The organism is Longimicrobiales bacterium, assembly GCA_035764935.1.
GTDB lineage: Bacteria > Gemmatimonadota > Gemmatimonadetes > Longimicrobiales > RSA9 > DASTYK01.
Window position 1 is genome coordinate 1 of record DASTYK010000031.1, and the last position, 15,324, is coordinate 15,324.

Here is a 15,324-nt window from a genome sequence, read left to right on the forward strand (position 1 = left end):
TGACCTGGCCGACGTGGAGCCGTCGCAGGGTGTCAACCTGGCCATCACGGCCTCAGGCAACACTGGCTGGTCGGCTACAGCATCGCATGACGCGCTGGATGCGGCGTCGATCTGTGCTGTGTTCGTCGGCGATGCGGCGGCGGTTGCGCCCGCAGTCACTGCTGGTATCGTGACCTGCGTCGAGAATTAATCGCAGCAGGTTAGCCGTAGGAGGGGCGGTGGCGGTCAGCCGCCGCCCCTTTTCACTGAAAGGAAGCGTGGGGTGCGACGATGCACCAGAGACACGGTTTCACACTGATCGAGTTGTTGATCGTGATCGTCATCCTTGGGCTGCTGGCGGCCATCGCGACCTCGTTCTTCTGGGACGCGAAGGACCGTGCGCTTCTCAAGTCCATGGAGAGCGACTTGCGCAACCTGGCCGCGCAGCAGGAACTCTACTTTCCTGGCGCTCTGAGCTACGCGGCGAATGTCGTCGACCTGACCGATTTTCAACAAAGCCCGGGTGTGGTGATCACGATCAATTCCGCGAACTCTCTCGGCTGGGCAGCGCAGGCGACACATCCCTCGTATGCCGGCCACACGTGCGGCATCATCATCGGTAACGCACCTGCCGCCGACGGTGCCCCCGCGACCGTCCCAGGCGTCATCACCTGCGACTGAGCGCAGTCCCGCCAAGGTTTGCGCTCAGTCCCTCCCCGTCCTAGCTTCACCGCCGCACCAGCCGCACCTTCCCCAGACCGTTACAGATGAAGCACATCCCAACGCTCAGGCGAGAGCTGATCAGTGCGTTCGCGCTCGTGTTTGCGAGTGCGCTGGGGATGGCATTGGTCGGGCTGATATTCCTGCTGCCGCGCTTCCAGACGCCGCGGCACGCGCTCCTCTTCATCATCATCCTCCTCGCCGCGGACCTCGTGATCTTCACGCTTTTTGGTCGCTGGGTGCTGCACCGGGCCGTGTTCGGCCCGATCGAGACGGTGATCGACGACGTCGAGGCGATCGCGGGGGGCGATCACGACCGGCGGCTGCCGCGCGGCCGGACGCAGGAGCTGGCGCGCCTCAGCTCGGCGGTGAACCGGATGACGGAGCGCCTGGTCGCCGATCAGAACGAGCTGGCCGCCAACATCCGCTCTCTCGATGAGACGAACAGGATGCTGACGGAGGCGCGCGACGCGATGGTGCACCAGGAGAAGATGGCATCGGTCGGTCGCCTGGGCGCCGGCATCGCGCACGAGGTCGGCAATCCTCTGGGTGCGATCATCGGCTATCTCGGCCTCGTCCATCGCCGGGTCGACGACCAGGGCAAGGAGCTGGTCGCCGCGGCGGAGCGCGAGGCGCGCCGCATCGACCGGATCGTGCGCAGCCTGCTCGACTTCGCGCGGCCGAGCGAGACGGAGATGACCGAGTTCGGCGCCAACGACGTCGTCCGGGAGACGCTGGAACTGGTGTCGACACAAGGACGCTTCGAGAACGTGCAGCTCGAGGTGGACCTGGCTGCGGCATTGCCTGCAGTGTCCGGCAACCCCCATCATCTGCAGCAGGTGCTGGTGAACCTGCTCGTCAACTCGATCGACGCGCTGGAGTCGACGCCGGATCCGGTGATCGTGATCCGCACCGAAATTCGTGACGCGCGCGTGACGCAGCGAGTGCCGGCGCGGCGCAAGGACGATCCGCCGGGGATCGACTACTCGCATCGACGTCGCCTGTTTGCGACGCGGGCGCCGCGGGAGGACCCGTACTCGGCCACGGGCCGGCTGGTCCAGATCACGGTGAGCGATAACGGCCCCGGCATTGCGCAGGACGTCCGCGACCAGATCTTTGAGCCGTTCGTCACGACGAAGGAGCCGGGCAAGGGCACTGGCCTCGGGCTGGCGGTGTCCGCGCGGCTGATCGAGACGATGGGTGGAGTGCTCCGAACGGAGGAAGCCGACGCGGGGGGCGCACAGTTCGTCGTGCTGCTGCCTGCATTGACCCCTGAGCCAGCAAGGGTATGAACGTCCTGATCATCGACGACGAGCCAGGGCTGCGTCACACGGTCTCGCTCATCCTGGGCGAGGAGGGATACGAGGTCGCCACGGCGAGTGATGGTGAGGAGGGCTTCGCCAAGGCCATCGAGAACAAGCCCGACATCATCCTGTGCGACGTACGCATGCCGCGGCTGAACGGTCTCGAGTTCCTGGACCGGTACAAGGCGCAGGATGGCCAGGCCATGGTCATCGTCATGACCGCCTATGGCGGGATGGATCTCGCGATCCAGGCGATGAAGAAGGGCGCCTACGACTACCTGCCGAAGCCGTTCAGTCCCGACCAGATCGTACTCGCGCTGAAGAAGGCGGAAGAGCGGGAGTCGCTGCGTCAGGAGGTGTCGCGCCTGCGCGAGGAGGTCGCGATCGAGCGACGCTATCGCGAGATCATCGCGAAGTCGCCGGCGATGACGCAGGCGATCGAGGTCGCGTCCAAGGTGGCGCGCCATCCGTCGCCCGTGATGATCACCGGCGAGAGCGGAACCGGTAAGGAACTGATCGCGCGGCTGATCCACACCGAGAGCGATCGCGCCAGTGCCGCCTTCGTGCCGGTGAACTGCGGTGCGATCCCGGAGAACCTGCTCGAGTCCGAGCTGTTCGGCTACGTGCGTGGTGCCTTCACAGGCGCGGAGCGTGACAAGCAGGGCCTGTTCGAGGTCGCTTCCGGCGGCACTCTCTTCCTGGACGAGATCGGCGAGATGCCGGCGACGCTGCAGGTCAAGCTCCTGCGCGTCCTGCAGGAAGGCGAGGTACGCCGGCTGGGTGATACGAAGTCGCGCGACGTGGACGTGCGGCTGGTCTCGGCGACCAACAAGGACCTGGACGAGGAGATCCGCGACGGCAACTTCCGCCGCGACCTCTTCTATCGCATTGCGGTCGTCCCGATCCACCTGGTGCCGTTGCGTCAGCGGCGCGAGGAGATCCCGCTGCTCGTGCATCATTTCGTCGATCAGTACAACCGCAAGCTACGACTCGGCATCGAGGGCATCGATGCGGATGCGATGCGGCTCCTGCTCGCCTATCCGTGGCCGGGCAACGTGCGCGAGCTGGAGAACACGATCGAGCGGGCGATGGTGCTGGCGGAGGGGAAGCGCCTCGGAGAGGAAGACCTGCCGCCGCACGTGCGGATGCCCGTTTCCGCCATGGACTCACCTGAGCTGGGTGAGGACGAGCTGTCGGTGAAAAAGCATGGCGCCGCGCTGGAGCGGCGCCTGATCCAGAAGGCGCTGGAGCGTACCGGCGGCAATCGCACGCGTGCGGCGGACCTGCTCGAGCTGAGCTCGCGCGCGCTGCTGTACAAGATCCGCGAGTACGGGCTGGAATAGTCGCATCCCGCCATGGTCGCGCCCGATCGCGGGCGCGATCGTGGCGCCATGTCCAACGCACCATCCTCTTCGCGCCACTCCGGCTACACCCTCGTCGAGCTCCTCGCCGTGCTCACGGTGCTCGGCATTCTCCTCGCCATCGCGACACCAGCGGTACGCCGGACGATCGATCGGCACGCCGTGATCGCGGCGCGGAATGCGGTGGCGATGGAGCTGGCGCGTGCGCGGCTGCTCGCGCGCGCCCACGGTGGTGCCGTCCTCGTCCTCGACGCGGTTGCCGGTGCTGTCTCGATCCGGTCCTCTGACGGCGACACCCTCGCGTCGCCCGCTCAGGTGCTGGCCGTCTACGATGCACGCATCGACCTGGGCGGGGCCGACAGCGCAGCGGTGACGTACGACCGGCTCGGGATCGGCCGGATGGCGAGCCGCACGGTGCGCCTGGTGCGCCATGATGCCGATGCTCGTCTCACCATCTCCTCCTACGGCCGGGTGAGGTTGTGGTGACGCGCGCACCCCGCATTCGGCTGCGGCCGCTGCCAAGCGGTCACCGCTCCGGATTCGGCATCGTCGAGGTCATCGTCGCGCTCGTGGTCTTTGCGATCGGTGCCCTCGGAGCCGCCGCACTGACGGCGCATGCTGCACGCCTCGCGACGACCGCGCAGCGCCTCGAAGCTGCGACGTTGCAGGCGTCCATGCTGCTCGACTCGCTGATGCAGGATGCGGCGCCGGCGAGCGGTGGGAGAACCGACGCTGACGGCGAGTATCGCTGGGCGATCGTCGACGATACCACGAGCCGCAAGATCCGTATGGAGGTCGTGCCCGGTGGGGCGCGCGATACGGTCCGGCTGCACGCGCGGCGCCCGAACCTCCCGCCGATCCTGGGGGCATGGTGAGCACGCGTGGATCACGCGCGGGCATGACCCTCGTCGAATGCCTGCTGGCACTCCTCCTCGCGTCACTCGTCAGTGCAGCGGTGGTATCAGTGCTCGCGACGCAGAATCGGCTGCTACGATCGCTGACCGCGAGTGCAGCCGACGCCGAGGCGGTGCGGGTGACTGCGGGCGTCCTGCGCGAGGAGCTTCGCTGGATCGACCCTTCGCTTGACGTCCGCTCGATCGGCGGCGACTCCGTCGTGCTGCGGGTGTTCCGTGGCGGTGGTCGTGTGTGCGCGCTGGCCGGTGACGAGATCACGATCGACTACGAGGGCCTTCGACTGCCGGCGATCGACAAGGATTCGGTGCTGCTGCAGACAGGCGGTGCCGAGCGTGTGTACGCGATCCGCGCCGTCACCCCCACCACTTGCGGAGCGGCCCCGGCCGTTCGCGTGCGCATTGACTCGTCCGCGGCGCCCGGTGCCTACGCGCTCGTGTTCGAAAGCGGAATCTACTACGTGCGCGATCGGGCGTTCCGGTACCGGTCGGGCGACGCCGGTCGACAGCCGCTGACCGAGGAGCGGTTTGCCCCTGGCGCGCACACCATACAGCCGGCCGGAGACGGTTCTGCCGCACTGGCTCGTCTGCGCTGGCCGGGGGCGCGCTCGCCGACGATGCTGCGGGTTCCCTTCGTGAACGCACTGCCATGAACCGAGCGGGCACCGTGCTGGTCTTCGCGCTGCTGGCAGTGCTGGCTATGGAGCTGCTGGCCATGAGCGCGTTCGGCTTTGCTCGCATAGCCGGGCTGGGTGCGCTGCACGAGCAGGAGCATGCCGTGCTGGAGTCGGCTGTGCAGGATGCACTCGCGCGCGCGATCGTCGCCATCGATGCGCATGCTGCTGCACAGCACCCTGTCGGTACCACCTGGTCGATCGCCATAGACGCGTCCGCGGCGCAGTCGGCCCAGGTATCCGCAACAGCGGAACGTCTCTCGGCGAGGGTGCTGCGGGTCGGCGCGGAGGCGTCGAACGGCCGCGGCGCCCGGGTCGGAGCGGCCGCACTGCTGAGAATTCTGCCCGTGGCCGAAATCATGGCAGGATTCCCGGCCGTGATCACGACCGCTCTGCCACCGGGGCCCGTGGACCTCGTCGAGGGCACGGATACCACGCAGTGCGCCCCCGCTGCCGGCCTGCCTGTCGCCCTGCCTGCCTGGATCACCAGGGCGTGGGCAGACTCGCTGCCGTTCGGGAGCGCGGCGGGGATCAGCTGGGGCGACCTGGACGCACTCGCGGCGGGGCTCTCACCGGTAGCCGGGGATTCCGTGCGAGTCCTCTTGGTATCCGGTGACACGACGCTCGAGACCGAATTCCACGGAATACTCATCTCGCCGGGCGATGTGCGGCTGACTGCCTCCGCCAGCGTTCATGGCCTGGTCGTAGCGGGCGGCGTACTGGCGGTCGAGACCGGCGCACGCGTGCACGGTGCCGTCCGCGCGCTCGGCCTCCAGGACGAGGGCGGCACCTTCACGTATGACCCGTGTGCGATCGCGGATGCCCTCGCCTCGCCCCCGTTCCGCCGCGTGTATCGCCCGGGAGTGCGCTGGCGGGTTCCGGCGTTCTGACTGAAAAAGTTCGCGAACCTGCTAAAAAGTGCCCCGTCCATCCCCCTGCCGAGCTTGCAAGCCATTGTCCCGCAATACGGTTCCGGCTGGCATGGATCTCGACATCAGGGGCGCCGATCAGTGCCGTGACGCGGTGAATTGGCCTATCTTCAACGCCTGGCCATCCCGCCTTCCGCGGCCTGCTGAATATCCGATCAGGAGCCAAGGTGCCACGCTGCCGTGCACACGCCCGACGACCGGGCTTCTCGCTGCTGGAACTGCTCATCGTCATGGTGATCATCGGGATCGTCGTGATGATGGCGGCGCCGTCGATCAGCGGCGGGCTGCGGCAGACGCACGCACAGCAGGCATCTGCGACGATTGCGCAGGACCTGGAGCGCGGCCTGGCGATGGCAGCCCGCACGCACCGGCCGGTGGTCGTAGAGGTGAACACGGACAGCATGGTCTACCACCTGGTGGACCGGGTGACCGGCGACGTGTACGCGACACAGCACTTGGCGCCAGGTCGGTCCGAGTTCGGCCTGACTTCGATGACTGCGACCCCCACGAGTGTGCACCTGCTCCCGAACGGCACCGTGGGAGCGTCGTTCAGAATGGTAATCCAGGCCGGCGGCAGCCGAACCGAAATCGAGCTGACCCGAGCCGGACTCATCCGAGTGGAGGGGCTGTAATGCAGCATTCCACGCGCGACTCGGCATGCCGTCGCGATGGCTTCACGCTCGTCGAGGTGGTCGTTGCGATCGCGATCCTGGCGGCAGTGCTGGTGATGCTCGCCGGGATGACGTTCGCGACGGCACAGCGGGCGGTAGACCTGCAGTCTGCGGGTGCACGCCAGGCGCTCATGCTCCAGGAGATCAATCGACTGTCTGCGCTATCCCTGGCGGACCTGGACGCACAGGGGGGGTGCAGGACACTGGCGAGTGGCGCTGACGCCTTCACCTCGTGCGTAAGTGTGGCCGTTGCGAGTGCGCGCACGCGTCAGGTCATCGTGGTCCTGACGCCGGCCCGGGCTGGTGCGCGACCGGATACCGTGGGCTTTACGCGCACCGAGCCGTCGACGACGAACCCATTCAACTGCCCGGGGTGCTGATATGACGGTGCAGAGGAGTCAGGCGCGCCGCCGACCCGGCTTCACGCTGGTCGAAGTCCTGATTGCGGTCGTGCTGACCGCCGTGGTCGGTGCTGCAGTCACGAGCGTGTTCGTCAACCAGAGCGCGTTCTACGACACGCAGACGCAGATGACGGAAGCGCGTTCCGTGAGTCGAGCCGCGGTCAACATGCTGACGCGGGAGCTGCGCTCCGTTGATACCACTATCGGCATCGAGGGCGCGAGCCCGGATACGATCCGCGTGAAAATGCCCTTCGCGATGGGACTGGCCTGCGGCGTCGCGGCGAGCGGCCGACTGCACGTGTCCCTGTTCCCGGTCGATTCCGTGGTCCTGGCGAATGCGCGCCAGGCCATTACCAACACGTCCGGCAGTGGTGGTGGGTACGCGTGGCGCGACCCCGCGACGGGTGTATACGACGCGGAGTCGATCGGCGGCAACGGTGTAGCTGTCGTAGCAGCGTCGACCCGGTGCGTCACGGCTCAGGTGGCAACCACCTTTTCCGACATGAGCACGCGCGCCCGCATCGTGGAAGTGCAGGCGCCCAGCGGCTCGGTCCCCGACGCGGTTCCGGTAATGCTGTTCCTGAAAGTCGCATACTTCTTCGCGCCATCAGAGCTGGTCCCCGGTTCGCGCGGACTGTACCGCCAGGTGGCCGGCATGGCGCGGGAAGAACTGGCGGCACCTTTCGACGCATCCGCCCGGTTCCGCTTCTATCCGGTCGGGTCGGCCACCGCGCAGGACGCACCGCCGAGTCCGATTTCGAACCTGCGTGGCATCGAGCTGTCGTTCGTGGGACGGAGCGATCGGCCCGATGCGGACGGCACGCACCGCGAAACGCCGTTGACCACGGCAATCTTCTTCCGCAACCGGATCGACTAGGGGCAGATCATGATCATGAAGTCGAGGCGGGACGGATTTGCGATCCCCATGGCGATTCTGCTCATCGGCGTGATCACTGCCGGTGTCGTGGGTGCCTTCGCGCGCGTCGAGTCGGAAAGCTCGGTCGTGAACAGTCGCGATGCGCAGACCGTGGCCTACGCGCTGGCGGAAGCCGGCATGGGCGTGTACCTGGCGGACCGCGCCAACATGCCGTTCGGCCGCGACTTCACCCTGCCGGGTGGCACGGCTGAAGTGCGTGTCGACCTCATGCGGCCGGACGACGGCGTGAACGGGGCGTTGTATCTGTTGCGGTCTACTGGAATTACGACGTCCGGGGGCAACATCCCTTCGGCGCGTCACACGGTCACGCAGCTCGCCTGGCTCAAGCCGTACACCATCAACGTGCCAGCGGGCTGGACCAGCCTCAGCGGTATCCGCAAGGACGGCAACTCCGGGGAGATGTCCGGCTTCGACGAGTGTCTCGCAACCGGGCCGAAAGCCGGTGTCGCCGTCCCGGACAGCGGTTACTCCGGTCAGACCGGCCCGGTCATGGGTGACCCGCCCATCGATTACATGGGCAGCCAGGAGGACATGGCCGGCCAGATCAACATCGACTGGGAAGGCATCATCAACGAGGACGTGCTGCAGTTCGATATCAGGATTCCGCCAGGCGTATGGCCGAGTGCGGACAGCTTCGCCGCGCGTCCGGACTGGTGGCCGGTCGTGTATATCGACAACGAGAACGGCCCGGCCTTCGACCCGAGCGACATGAACGGGCGCGGCACGCTCATCATCCGTGGCGACATCAAGCTCGATGGTGGTGACCAGTGGGACGGGATCGTGATGGTCGGTGGAAGGCTGGAGGACAACGGCACGGGCGCGATCTCCGGTGCCGTCATCACGGGGCTGAACGTGAAGCTCGGCGAACCCGTGGAGCAATCATCGCGCGCACATGGCACCAAGACGTATCGCTACAATTCGTGCGAGCTGAGCAACGCGTTGCAGGCAATGTCGGTGCTCACGCCGATTCGCAACACCTGGTTCGACGGCTGGGCAGGGTACTGAGCCCGCATGCACGATTCACGTGCGAGCTCGTCCCGGATGGGCTGCCGATGCCTGATGGCAGCAGTGCAAAGAAGCTAACGGAAGTCTTGACATGCAGATGCGTGCGGCCTAACGTGCAGCACGCCTGACTCAAGGCCTCCCCTACTCGAAAACTGAACCGGTCCGTGTAATGGGACTCTTCGGCAAGAGCAAGCTCTCTGCCGGTCTCGACATTGGCAGCGGCTTCGTGAAGCTGGTCGTGGTCGACCACTCGAAGCCCGAGCCCGAGATCGTCCAGATAGCGACCAGTCCGCTGGTGCCCGACGCAATCGTCGAGGGCGAGATCATGGATCCCGTCCTCGTCGCAGAAACACTGCGCGCCGTGGTCGAGAGCAGCGGCCTCAAGAAGCGCAATGTGGTCGCGGCGGTGGGCGGGCACGACGTGATCATCAAGAAGATCCAGATGGATCGCATGAGCGCGAACGATGCGCGCGAGGTGATCCGCTGGGAGGCGGAGCAGCACGTGCCCTTCGACATGGAGAACGTGCAGCTCGACTTCCAGATCCTGGATCCGGATGCAACGACGCCGCAGATGTCGGTGCTGCTGGTCGCGGCCAAGCGCGAGCTGATCGAGAACCGGCTGGCGCTGCTCGCCGATGCCGGGCTGACACCCGCGGTCATCGACGTGGATGCGTTCGCCCTGCACAACGCGTTCGAGCGCAGCTACGCCGAGCCGTTCAACGGGCTCGTGGCGCTGGTGAACGTCGGGCACGAGACCACGAACGTGAACCTGCTGGAGGACGGCCAGCCGACGCTCGTGCGCGATCTGCCTTTCGGCTCCCGTCGCCTGCGCGAGACGCTGCAGCGCGAGCGCGGCCTGACCGCAGAGCGCGCGGAAGCCGTGCTCCAGGGGCGCGACAGCGGTGTGGACCTGCGACCCCTGGTCGACGAGCGGATCGACGAGCTCTCGGTAGGCATCGAGCGCGCGGTCGCGTTCATCGTCGCGCAGAGCGGCGGCGAAGGGCTGAACCGCGTGTTCGTTTCGGGCGGCGGTGCCCGGATTCCGGGACTCGTCGAAGCGCTCTCGCGCCGCCTGGGTGCCCGTGCCGAGGTCGTGAACCCGCTGCAGCGGGTGCGCGTGCGGCCCGAGGTGATGGAGGCGTTCCCGCTGGACGAGTTCGCGCCGCTGCTCATGCTCCCCGTAGGCCTCGCCCTGCGGCAGGCCTAGGACGAGAGGGAAGGGTCACTTGATCGAGATCAACCTGCTTCCGGGTGCGCAGAAGAAGTCGCGCAAGGGTCCGCGCCGTGCAGCGGCGGGTCCTTCGCTGCTCTCGCGCATCAAGCTGCCGGAGGGCGGCGACCGGATCACGATGTTCACGGCGGCGAGCGTCGTGCTGTCTGTGCTGCTCGTTGGCTTCCTCTGGTGGAGCTCGAGCAACCGCCAGCGCGAGCTCGAGGTCGCGATCGAAGGCGCGGTGCGAGACTCGGCTCGGTACGCAGCGCTGCGCGAGGCGAACGAGGAGCTGGTCGCGCGCCAGGACACGATCGCGCAGAAGGTGCAGATCATCCAGGAGATCGATGCCGGCCGCTTCGTCTGGGCCCACCTCCTGGAGGAGATCGGCCGCGCGGTGCCGTCGTACACGTGGCTGACCGCAGTTCGCGCCCAGCCTTCGGCGAGCCCCAGCTCGATGCAGCCGGTTCTGGAGATCGATGGCAGTGCGGGCAACACCCTGGCGCTGACTCGTTTCATCCAGGACCTCGAGGCATCTCCATTCCTGCGCGCGGTCACGCTGCAGACGACCACGCAGGCCCAGCAGGACGGCCGCAAGTACTACACGTTCCAGTTGCGCGCGTCATGGGAGGAACCGCCGGTGGAAGCCATCCGGACGGCTCCGCTGTTTGCGCGCACGGACAGCATTCTCCAGGGCGACTGACATGGCACTGCTACCACAGGATCCGGCCAAGCAGAAGCGGATCGCGATCGGCCTGGTGCCACTGCTCCTGGCAGGCGTGTTCTACTACTTCGTGCACTCGCCGAAGAGCGAGGAGCTCGAGACCATGCAGACGCGACTCGAGACGCTGGAGCAGAAGAACGCCACGGCTCGCGCGATCGTCGCGCAGAATGGCGGCGAGGCGCTGCAGCAGCGGCTCGCGCTGTACGAGGCGAACATGGAGCAGCTCGAGCAACTGATCCCGAATCGGGCAGAAGTGCCAGAGCTGCTGCGGGCCATCACGGTCGAGGCACAGCGGAACAACGTGGAGCTGGTGTCCATGTCGCCGAGCGGCGAGCAGGCCGGCACCTACTACATGCGCCAGCGCTACGACCTGGCTGTGCGCGGCGGCTATCACGAGATCGGCTCGTTCATGTCCGTTCTCGGCTCGCTGCCCCGCATCATCACCGCGACGGAGCTGACAGTGTCACCTGAGCGAAGCGGCCGGAATGCCGCACCCGCGGATTCGGTGTCGCTGCTCGCGGAGTTCGTGGCCGAGACCTATGTCATTCCCGATCCGGGCGAGCTGAAGCCCGATACGGCCGCGCAGACGAACGCGCGGGGAGGTCGTCGATAATGAACAGGTATGCAATCATCGTGACGGCCGCTGCCGCCGCGCTCTGCGCGGCCCCGGCCTCCGCGCAGCAGCAGGCACGCGCCGCCGAGCCGGCGCGCGGCGCCGCAGCCGCACCGGCTGATTCCACCGCAGAGCCGCGCCTCGTCTTCGATCGCGAGGTGTTCAGCTATTCGTCCGGCGGTCGCCGCGACCCGTTCCGGCCGCTGACCGCGTCGGAAGACGGTCCGCTCTTCGACGAGCTGACCGTGCGGATGATCGTGTTCGCCCAGGACCCGCGCGACAGCATGGTGCTGGTCCAGGACGTCACGGGTAAGGTTCACCGGCTGCGGCGCGGTGAGCGAGTCGGGAATGCGACCGTCGTCGACATCGGTCGGTCACGTGTGCTGTTTTCGGTCAATGAGTTCGGCGTTTACCGCCAGGGCGTACTCGAGCTGAAGTCCAACCAAGGAGCGAGTCGATGATCTCGATCATCGCGCTGTTGACGACCGTCCTGGCCCCGGCCACGGTCACGGAACTGAGCATCGTCCCCGCCGCGGGTCGTACGGAAGTCGTGATCCGCGTCGATGACGACGTGCACACGCGCGACTTCATGATGGACGACGGCCGGCTGGTCCTCGACTTCGAGGGCGCGGAAACGCGCGGAGCGCGCTGGGACCGCATCAATCGCGGTGGCGTTCGCGCGCTGCGCGTGGCGCAGTTCCAGCCGGGCATCGCCCGTGTCGTGATCGAGCTTGGCGCGCCGGTGGAGTACGAGGTGACGCGCGATGCGGACGCGGTGCGCGTTTCCTTCCCGAACCGCGCGGGCGAGTTCTCGCCGTGGACGTCGGGTGCCCAGCTCGCCAGCGCTGCGCAGGCGTCGCAGCAGGTGCAACAGCGCCCGCAGACGACGCGGCCGCAGCCGCCGCGTCCCGGAACCGTGACGCAGCCGCAGCGGCCACTCGGCCAGCAGATCACGGTCACGTTCGACCAGGTGCCGGTGCCGGATGTGCTCGCGTCGTTTGCAGCGATCTCGGGCCGCAGCATCATCCCTTCGCCGGACGTGCGCAGCACGCTGATCACGGCGGAGATCGTGAACCAGCCGTGGGACGTGGCGCTCGAGGCGATCCTGGAGGCGAACAACCTCCATCTCCGTGAGCTGGCGAGTGGTGTGCTGATCGTCGAGAGCGGCCGCGCCAGCGCGCTGCGCACCGAGACGGAGCCGCTCGAGTCGCAGCAGTTCGTCATCCAGTACGTGAGTGCGGACTCGCTGCAGAACACGATCACGGGGCTGCTGAGCGACCAGGGCAAGGTCTCGATCAACCGGGCGAACAACGCGATCCTGGTTACGGACACGCGGTCCGCGCTCGATCGGATCGGCCCGATGATCGACCAGCTCGACGTGCGTACGGCGCAGGTCAACATCTCGGCGCGGATCGCGTTCGTGAACCGCACCCAGCTCGAGGCGCTCGGCTTCTCGTATGACCTCAAGGACATGGAGGGCACGCAGCTGGCCGGCCTCGCAAGCAACATCAACCCGAACACGGGTGCCTCCACGGACGACGACCTGATCCTGCTGGACGGCAACTCGATCGCGGCGCTGGGCAACGCTACGAACCGGATCCAGGAGCCGACCCTGCAGCTGGCACTTTCGCTCGTGCTGGGCCGGCACACGCTCGTCTCCTTCATCGAAGCGCTGCGGACGGTGAACCTGACGGACGTGCAGGCGGCACCGGTCGTCACGACGCTGGACCATCGTTCGGCTCGTGTGCAGGTCGGCCAGGAGACGCCGGTTCGCGTCGTCGACCTGGGCTCGCAGTCCGGCGGCGTGGGCGCTGCGCGCGCCACCGTCGAGTACAAGCAGACGGGTGTGATCCTGAACGTGACGCCACACGTCACCGGCAACATGGTGATGCTGGAGATCCAGGCGGAGCGTTCCAACGTCGCGCCGGGCCTGTCGGACGCGGGCGTCGTCTTCGAGACGTCGAACGCGCAGACGCAGGTGCTGGTGGAGAACGGGCAGACGGCCGTGATCGCAGGCCTCACCGAGACCCAGCGGATCCAGGAGCGGAGTGGTATTCCGATCCTCATGGATCTGCCGGTGCTCGGCAACCTGTTCCGCAGCACGTCGAACGAGGAAGTCCAGCGCGACCTGCTGATCATGGTGACCCCTTACATCGTGCGGGACTGACGGCCCGGACGGAGGGACACCGGATGCGGTGACCGCTGGACAGAGGGTGCATCGGTCCCGTATATAGACGCAGGTCAACGCGAGAGCCCGGCCACCGCCGGGCTCTCGCAGTTTTGCCCGGATGAACTGATCGGAGCTGCTCGCGCTGGCGCGCCGGACGCTCGATCCCACAACGCCGCTGAGGCTTCGACAGCAGGCTGGAACTACGATGCACTTTACCTTCCGAACCGCGGGCGAGTCCCACGGCCGCGGCCTGGTCACCCTCGTCGAGGGTGTGCCCGCCGGACTCGAGCTGATCGCTGGGCGCGACATCGACCCCGACCTGGGGCGCCGCCAGGGCGGCTACGGCCGCGGCGGCCGCATGAAGATCGAGCAGGACGCCGCCGAGATCGTGACCGGCGTGAGGCACGGCGAGACGCTGGGCTCGCCGATCGCGCTGCTCGTCTGGAACCGCGACTGGCGCAACTGGCAGGTCGCGATGTCGCCGGAGCCGCCGGACGCCGACACGCCGGAGAAGGCACTGCGACGCGTGCACCTGCCGCGGCCGGGGCACGCGGACCTGGTCGGTGTGCTCAAGTATGACCGCATGGACGCACGCGACGTCCTGGAGCGTGCATCCGCGCGCGAGACCACGGCGCGCGTGGCCGCCGGCGCCGTCGCAAAGCGCATCCTCGCCGAGGCCGGCATCTCGATCGGCAGCCACATCGTGTCGCTGGGCGGGATCGATGCGCAGCTGCCGGAGGTGATGCCCGACGATCTGAACGCCGCCAGCGACGCCTCGCCGCTGCGCACGCTGGACCGGGACGCCGAGCAGCGCATGATCGAGGCGATCGACAGCGCCAGGGCGGAGGGCGACACGTTCGGTGGCGTCTTCGAGGTGGTCGCGCGCGGGATGCCGGCCGGGCTGGGCAGCCACATCGCGTGGGACCGCCGGCTGGACGGCCGGATCGCGCAGGCGATGCTGTCGATCCAGGCGATGAAGGGCGTCGAGATCGGCCTCGGCTTCGAGGCGGCGCGCCGCCGCGGCTCGCAGGTCCACGACGAGATCGAGCGGGCGGACGCGGAGATCTCGAGCGGCGGCTTCCGCCGTCACGGCAACAATGCCGGCGGCCTCGAGGGCGGGATGACGACCGGTGCGCCTATTGTCGTGCGCGTGGCCATGAAGCCACTGTCCACGCTCATGAAGCCGCTCCGGTCCGTCGACCTGCGCACGGGCGAGCGCGCGGACGCCGTGCGCGAGCGCAGCGACGTGGTCGCCCTCGCCGCGGCCGGTGTGGTGGGAGAGGCGATGCTGGCGACGGTGCTGGCGGATGCGCTGCTCGAAAAGTTCGGCGGCGACAGCATGAGTGAGCTGCTGCGGAACCTGCGCGGGTACATCGAACACCTGAAGGAGCGCACCGCAGCGGCACGTGCGAGCTTCGATGCCTGAGCCGAAGAGCGGCGGCACGGGCGGCGCCGGCAGCACCGGCAGTCCCCGCGGCACTGGCGCGGCCACCGGGGGTACCGCCTCGCGCGGTGGCCCGGCCAGCGAACCGGATTCGCACCCGCGGAGTGACGACAGGACGTCGCATGATGCCACCATCCGGCGCGTCCTGCTGATCGGCTTCATGGCCTCCGGCAAGACGACGGTCGGCCGGCTGCTCGCGGAGCGCCTCGGCTGGCGCTTCTACGATGTGGACGAAGAGATCGTGCGGCGGAGCGGCCAGACGGTGCCGGAG

At 67.5% G+C, this 15,324-nt stretch carries 19 protein-coding genes; all 19 read left to right on the top strand.

Going from position 1 to position 15,324, the window contains the following annotated elements; all coding sequences use genetic code 11:
- A partial coding sequence (locus VFU06_02250) for a hypothetical protein (GenBank protein HEU5208208.1) occupies nucleotides 1–190 on the top strand: 190 nt, incomplete at its 5' end.
- Nucleotides 191–270: 80 nt separating this feature from the next.
- Nucleotides 271–660 (top strand): prepilin-type N-terminal cleavage/methylation domain-containing protein, encoded by a 390-nt coding sequence (locus VFU06_02255; GenBank protein HEU5208209.1) that lies wholly within the window; start codon nucleotides 271–273, stop codon nucleotides 658–660.
- A gap of 86 nt (nucleotides 661–746) precedes the next feature.
- Entirely contained in the window at nucleotides 747–1,991 is a 1,245-nt protein-coding gene (locus tag VFU06_02260) for an ATP-binding protein (protein ID HEU5208210.1), read from the top strand.
- Entirely contained in the window at nucleotides 1,988–3,346 is a 1,359-nt protein-coding gene (locus tag VFU06_02265; protein ID HEU5208211.1) for a sigma-54 dependent transcriptional regulator, read from the top strand. Before VFU06_02260 ends, VFU06_02265 begins: the two co-directional genes overlap by 4 nt.
- Before the next feature lie 12 nt (nucleotides 3,347–3,358).
- Nucleotides 3,359–3,850 carry a prepilin-type N-terminal cleavage/methylation domain-containing protein gene (locus tag VFU06_02270; GenBank protein HEU5208212.1) on the top strand — a complete coding sequence of 164 codons (492 nt, stop codon included), beginning with the start codon at nucleotides 3,359–3,361 and terminating at the stop codon, nucleotides 3,848–3,850.
- A complete protein-coding gene (locus tag VFU06_02275; GenBank protein HEU5208213.1) occupies nucleotides 3,847–4,239 on the top strand; it encodes a prepilin-type N-terminal cleavage/methylation domain-containing protein in 393 nt (130 codons plus the stop codon). The genes VFU06_02270 and VFU06_02275 overlap by 4 nt, the downstream gene beginning before the upstream one ends.
- 23 nt (nucleotides 4,240–4,262) lie before the next feature.
- Nucleotides 4,263–4,928 (top strand): hypothetical protein, encoded by a 666-nt coding sequence (locus VFU06_02280; protein ID HEU5208214.1) that lies wholly within the window; start codon nucleotides 4,263–4,265, stop codon nucleotides 4,926–4,928.
- Complete coding sequence (locus VFU06_02285; protein HEU5208215.1) at nucleotides 4,925–5,839, top strand: hypothetical protein; 915 nt, start codon at nucleotides 4,925–4,927, stop codon at nucleotides 5,837–5,839. The genes VFU06_02280 and VFU06_02285 overlap by 4 nt, the downstream gene beginning before the upstream one ends.
- 206 nt (nucleotides 5,840–6,045) lie before the next feature.
- Nucleotides 6,046–6,510 carry a prepilin-type N-terminal cleavage/methylation domain-containing protein gene (locus VFU06_02290; GenBank protein HEU5208216.1) on the top strand — a complete coding sequence of 155 codons (465 nt, stop codon included), beginning with the start codon at nucleotides 6,046–6,048 and terminating at the stop codon, nucleotides 6,508–6,510.
- A complete protein-coding gene (locus VFU06_02295) occupies nucleotides 6,510–6,929 on the top strand; it encodes a prepilin-type N-terminal cleavage/methylation domain-containing protein (GenBank protein HEU5208217.1) in 420 nt (139 codons plus the stop codon). The genes VFU06_02290 and VFU06_02295 overlap by 1 nt, the downstream gene beginning before the upstream one ends.
- A 1-nt stretch (nucleotide 6,930) precedes the next feature.
- Nucleotides 6,931–7,827, top strand: coding sequence for a prepilin-type N-terminal cleavage/methylation domain-containing protein (locus VFU06_02300; protein ID HEU5208218.1), 897 nt, complete (start codon nucleotides 6,931–6,933; stop codon nucleotides 7,825–7,827).
- Between the two features lie 15 nt (nucleotides 7,828–7,842).
- Complete coding sequence (locus VFU06_02305; GenBank protein ID HEU5208219.1) at nucleotides 7,843–8,892, top strand: hypothetical protein; 1,050 nt, start codon at nucleotides 7,843–7,845, stop codon at nucleotides 8,890–8,892.
- Between the two features lie 169 nt (nucleotides 8,893–9,061).
- Entirely contained in the window at nucleotides 9,062–10,099 is a 1,038-nt protein-coding gene (gene pilM / locus VFU06_02310; GenBank protein ID HEU5208220.1) for a type IV pilus assembly protein PilM, read from the top strand.
- A 19-nt stretch (nucleotides 10,100–10,118) separates the two neighbouring features.
- Complete coding sequence (locus VFU06_02315) at nucleotides 10,119–10,805, top strand: PilN domain-containing protein (protein HEU5208221.1); 687 nt, start codon at nucleotides 10,119–10,121, stop codon at nucleotides 10,803–10,805.
- A 1-nt stretch (nucleotide 10,806) separates the two neighbouring features.
- The gene (gene pilO, locus VFU06_02320; protein ID HEU5208222.1) at nucleotides 10,807–11,439 is read left to right on the top strand and encodes a type 4a pilus biogenesis protein PilO; all 633 of its coding nucleotides are present in this window, start codon (nucleotides 10,807–10,809) and stop codon (nucleotides 11,437–11,439) included.
- Entirely contained in the window at nucleotides 11,439–11,900 is a 462-nt protein-coding gene (locus VFU06_02325; GenBank protein HEU5208223.1) for a hypothetical protein, read from the top strand. The genes pilO and VFU06_02325 overlap by 1 nt, the downstream gene beginning before the upstream one ends.
- A complete protein-coding gene (locus VFU06_02330) occupies nucleotides 11,897–13,606 on the top strand; it encodes a secretin N-terminal domain-containing protein (protein HEU5208224.1) in 1,710 nt (569 codons plus the stop codon). The genes VFU06_02325 and VFU06_02330 overlap by 4 nt, the downstream gene beginning before the upstream one ends.
- Before the next feature lie 208 nt (nucleotides 13,607–13,814).
- Nucleotides 13,815–15,035, top strand: a complete 1,221-nt coding sequence (gene aroC / locus VFU06_02335; GenBank protein HEU5208225.1) for a chorismate synthase — start codon at nucleotides 13,815–13,817, stop codon at nucleotides 15,033–15,035.
- Nucleotides 15,028–15,324, top strand: a 297-nt coding sequence (locus VFU06_02340; protein HEU5208226.1) for a shikimate kinase, incomplete at its 3' end; no start/stop codon positions are given. The genes aroC and VFU06_02340, both read left to right, overlap by 8 nt.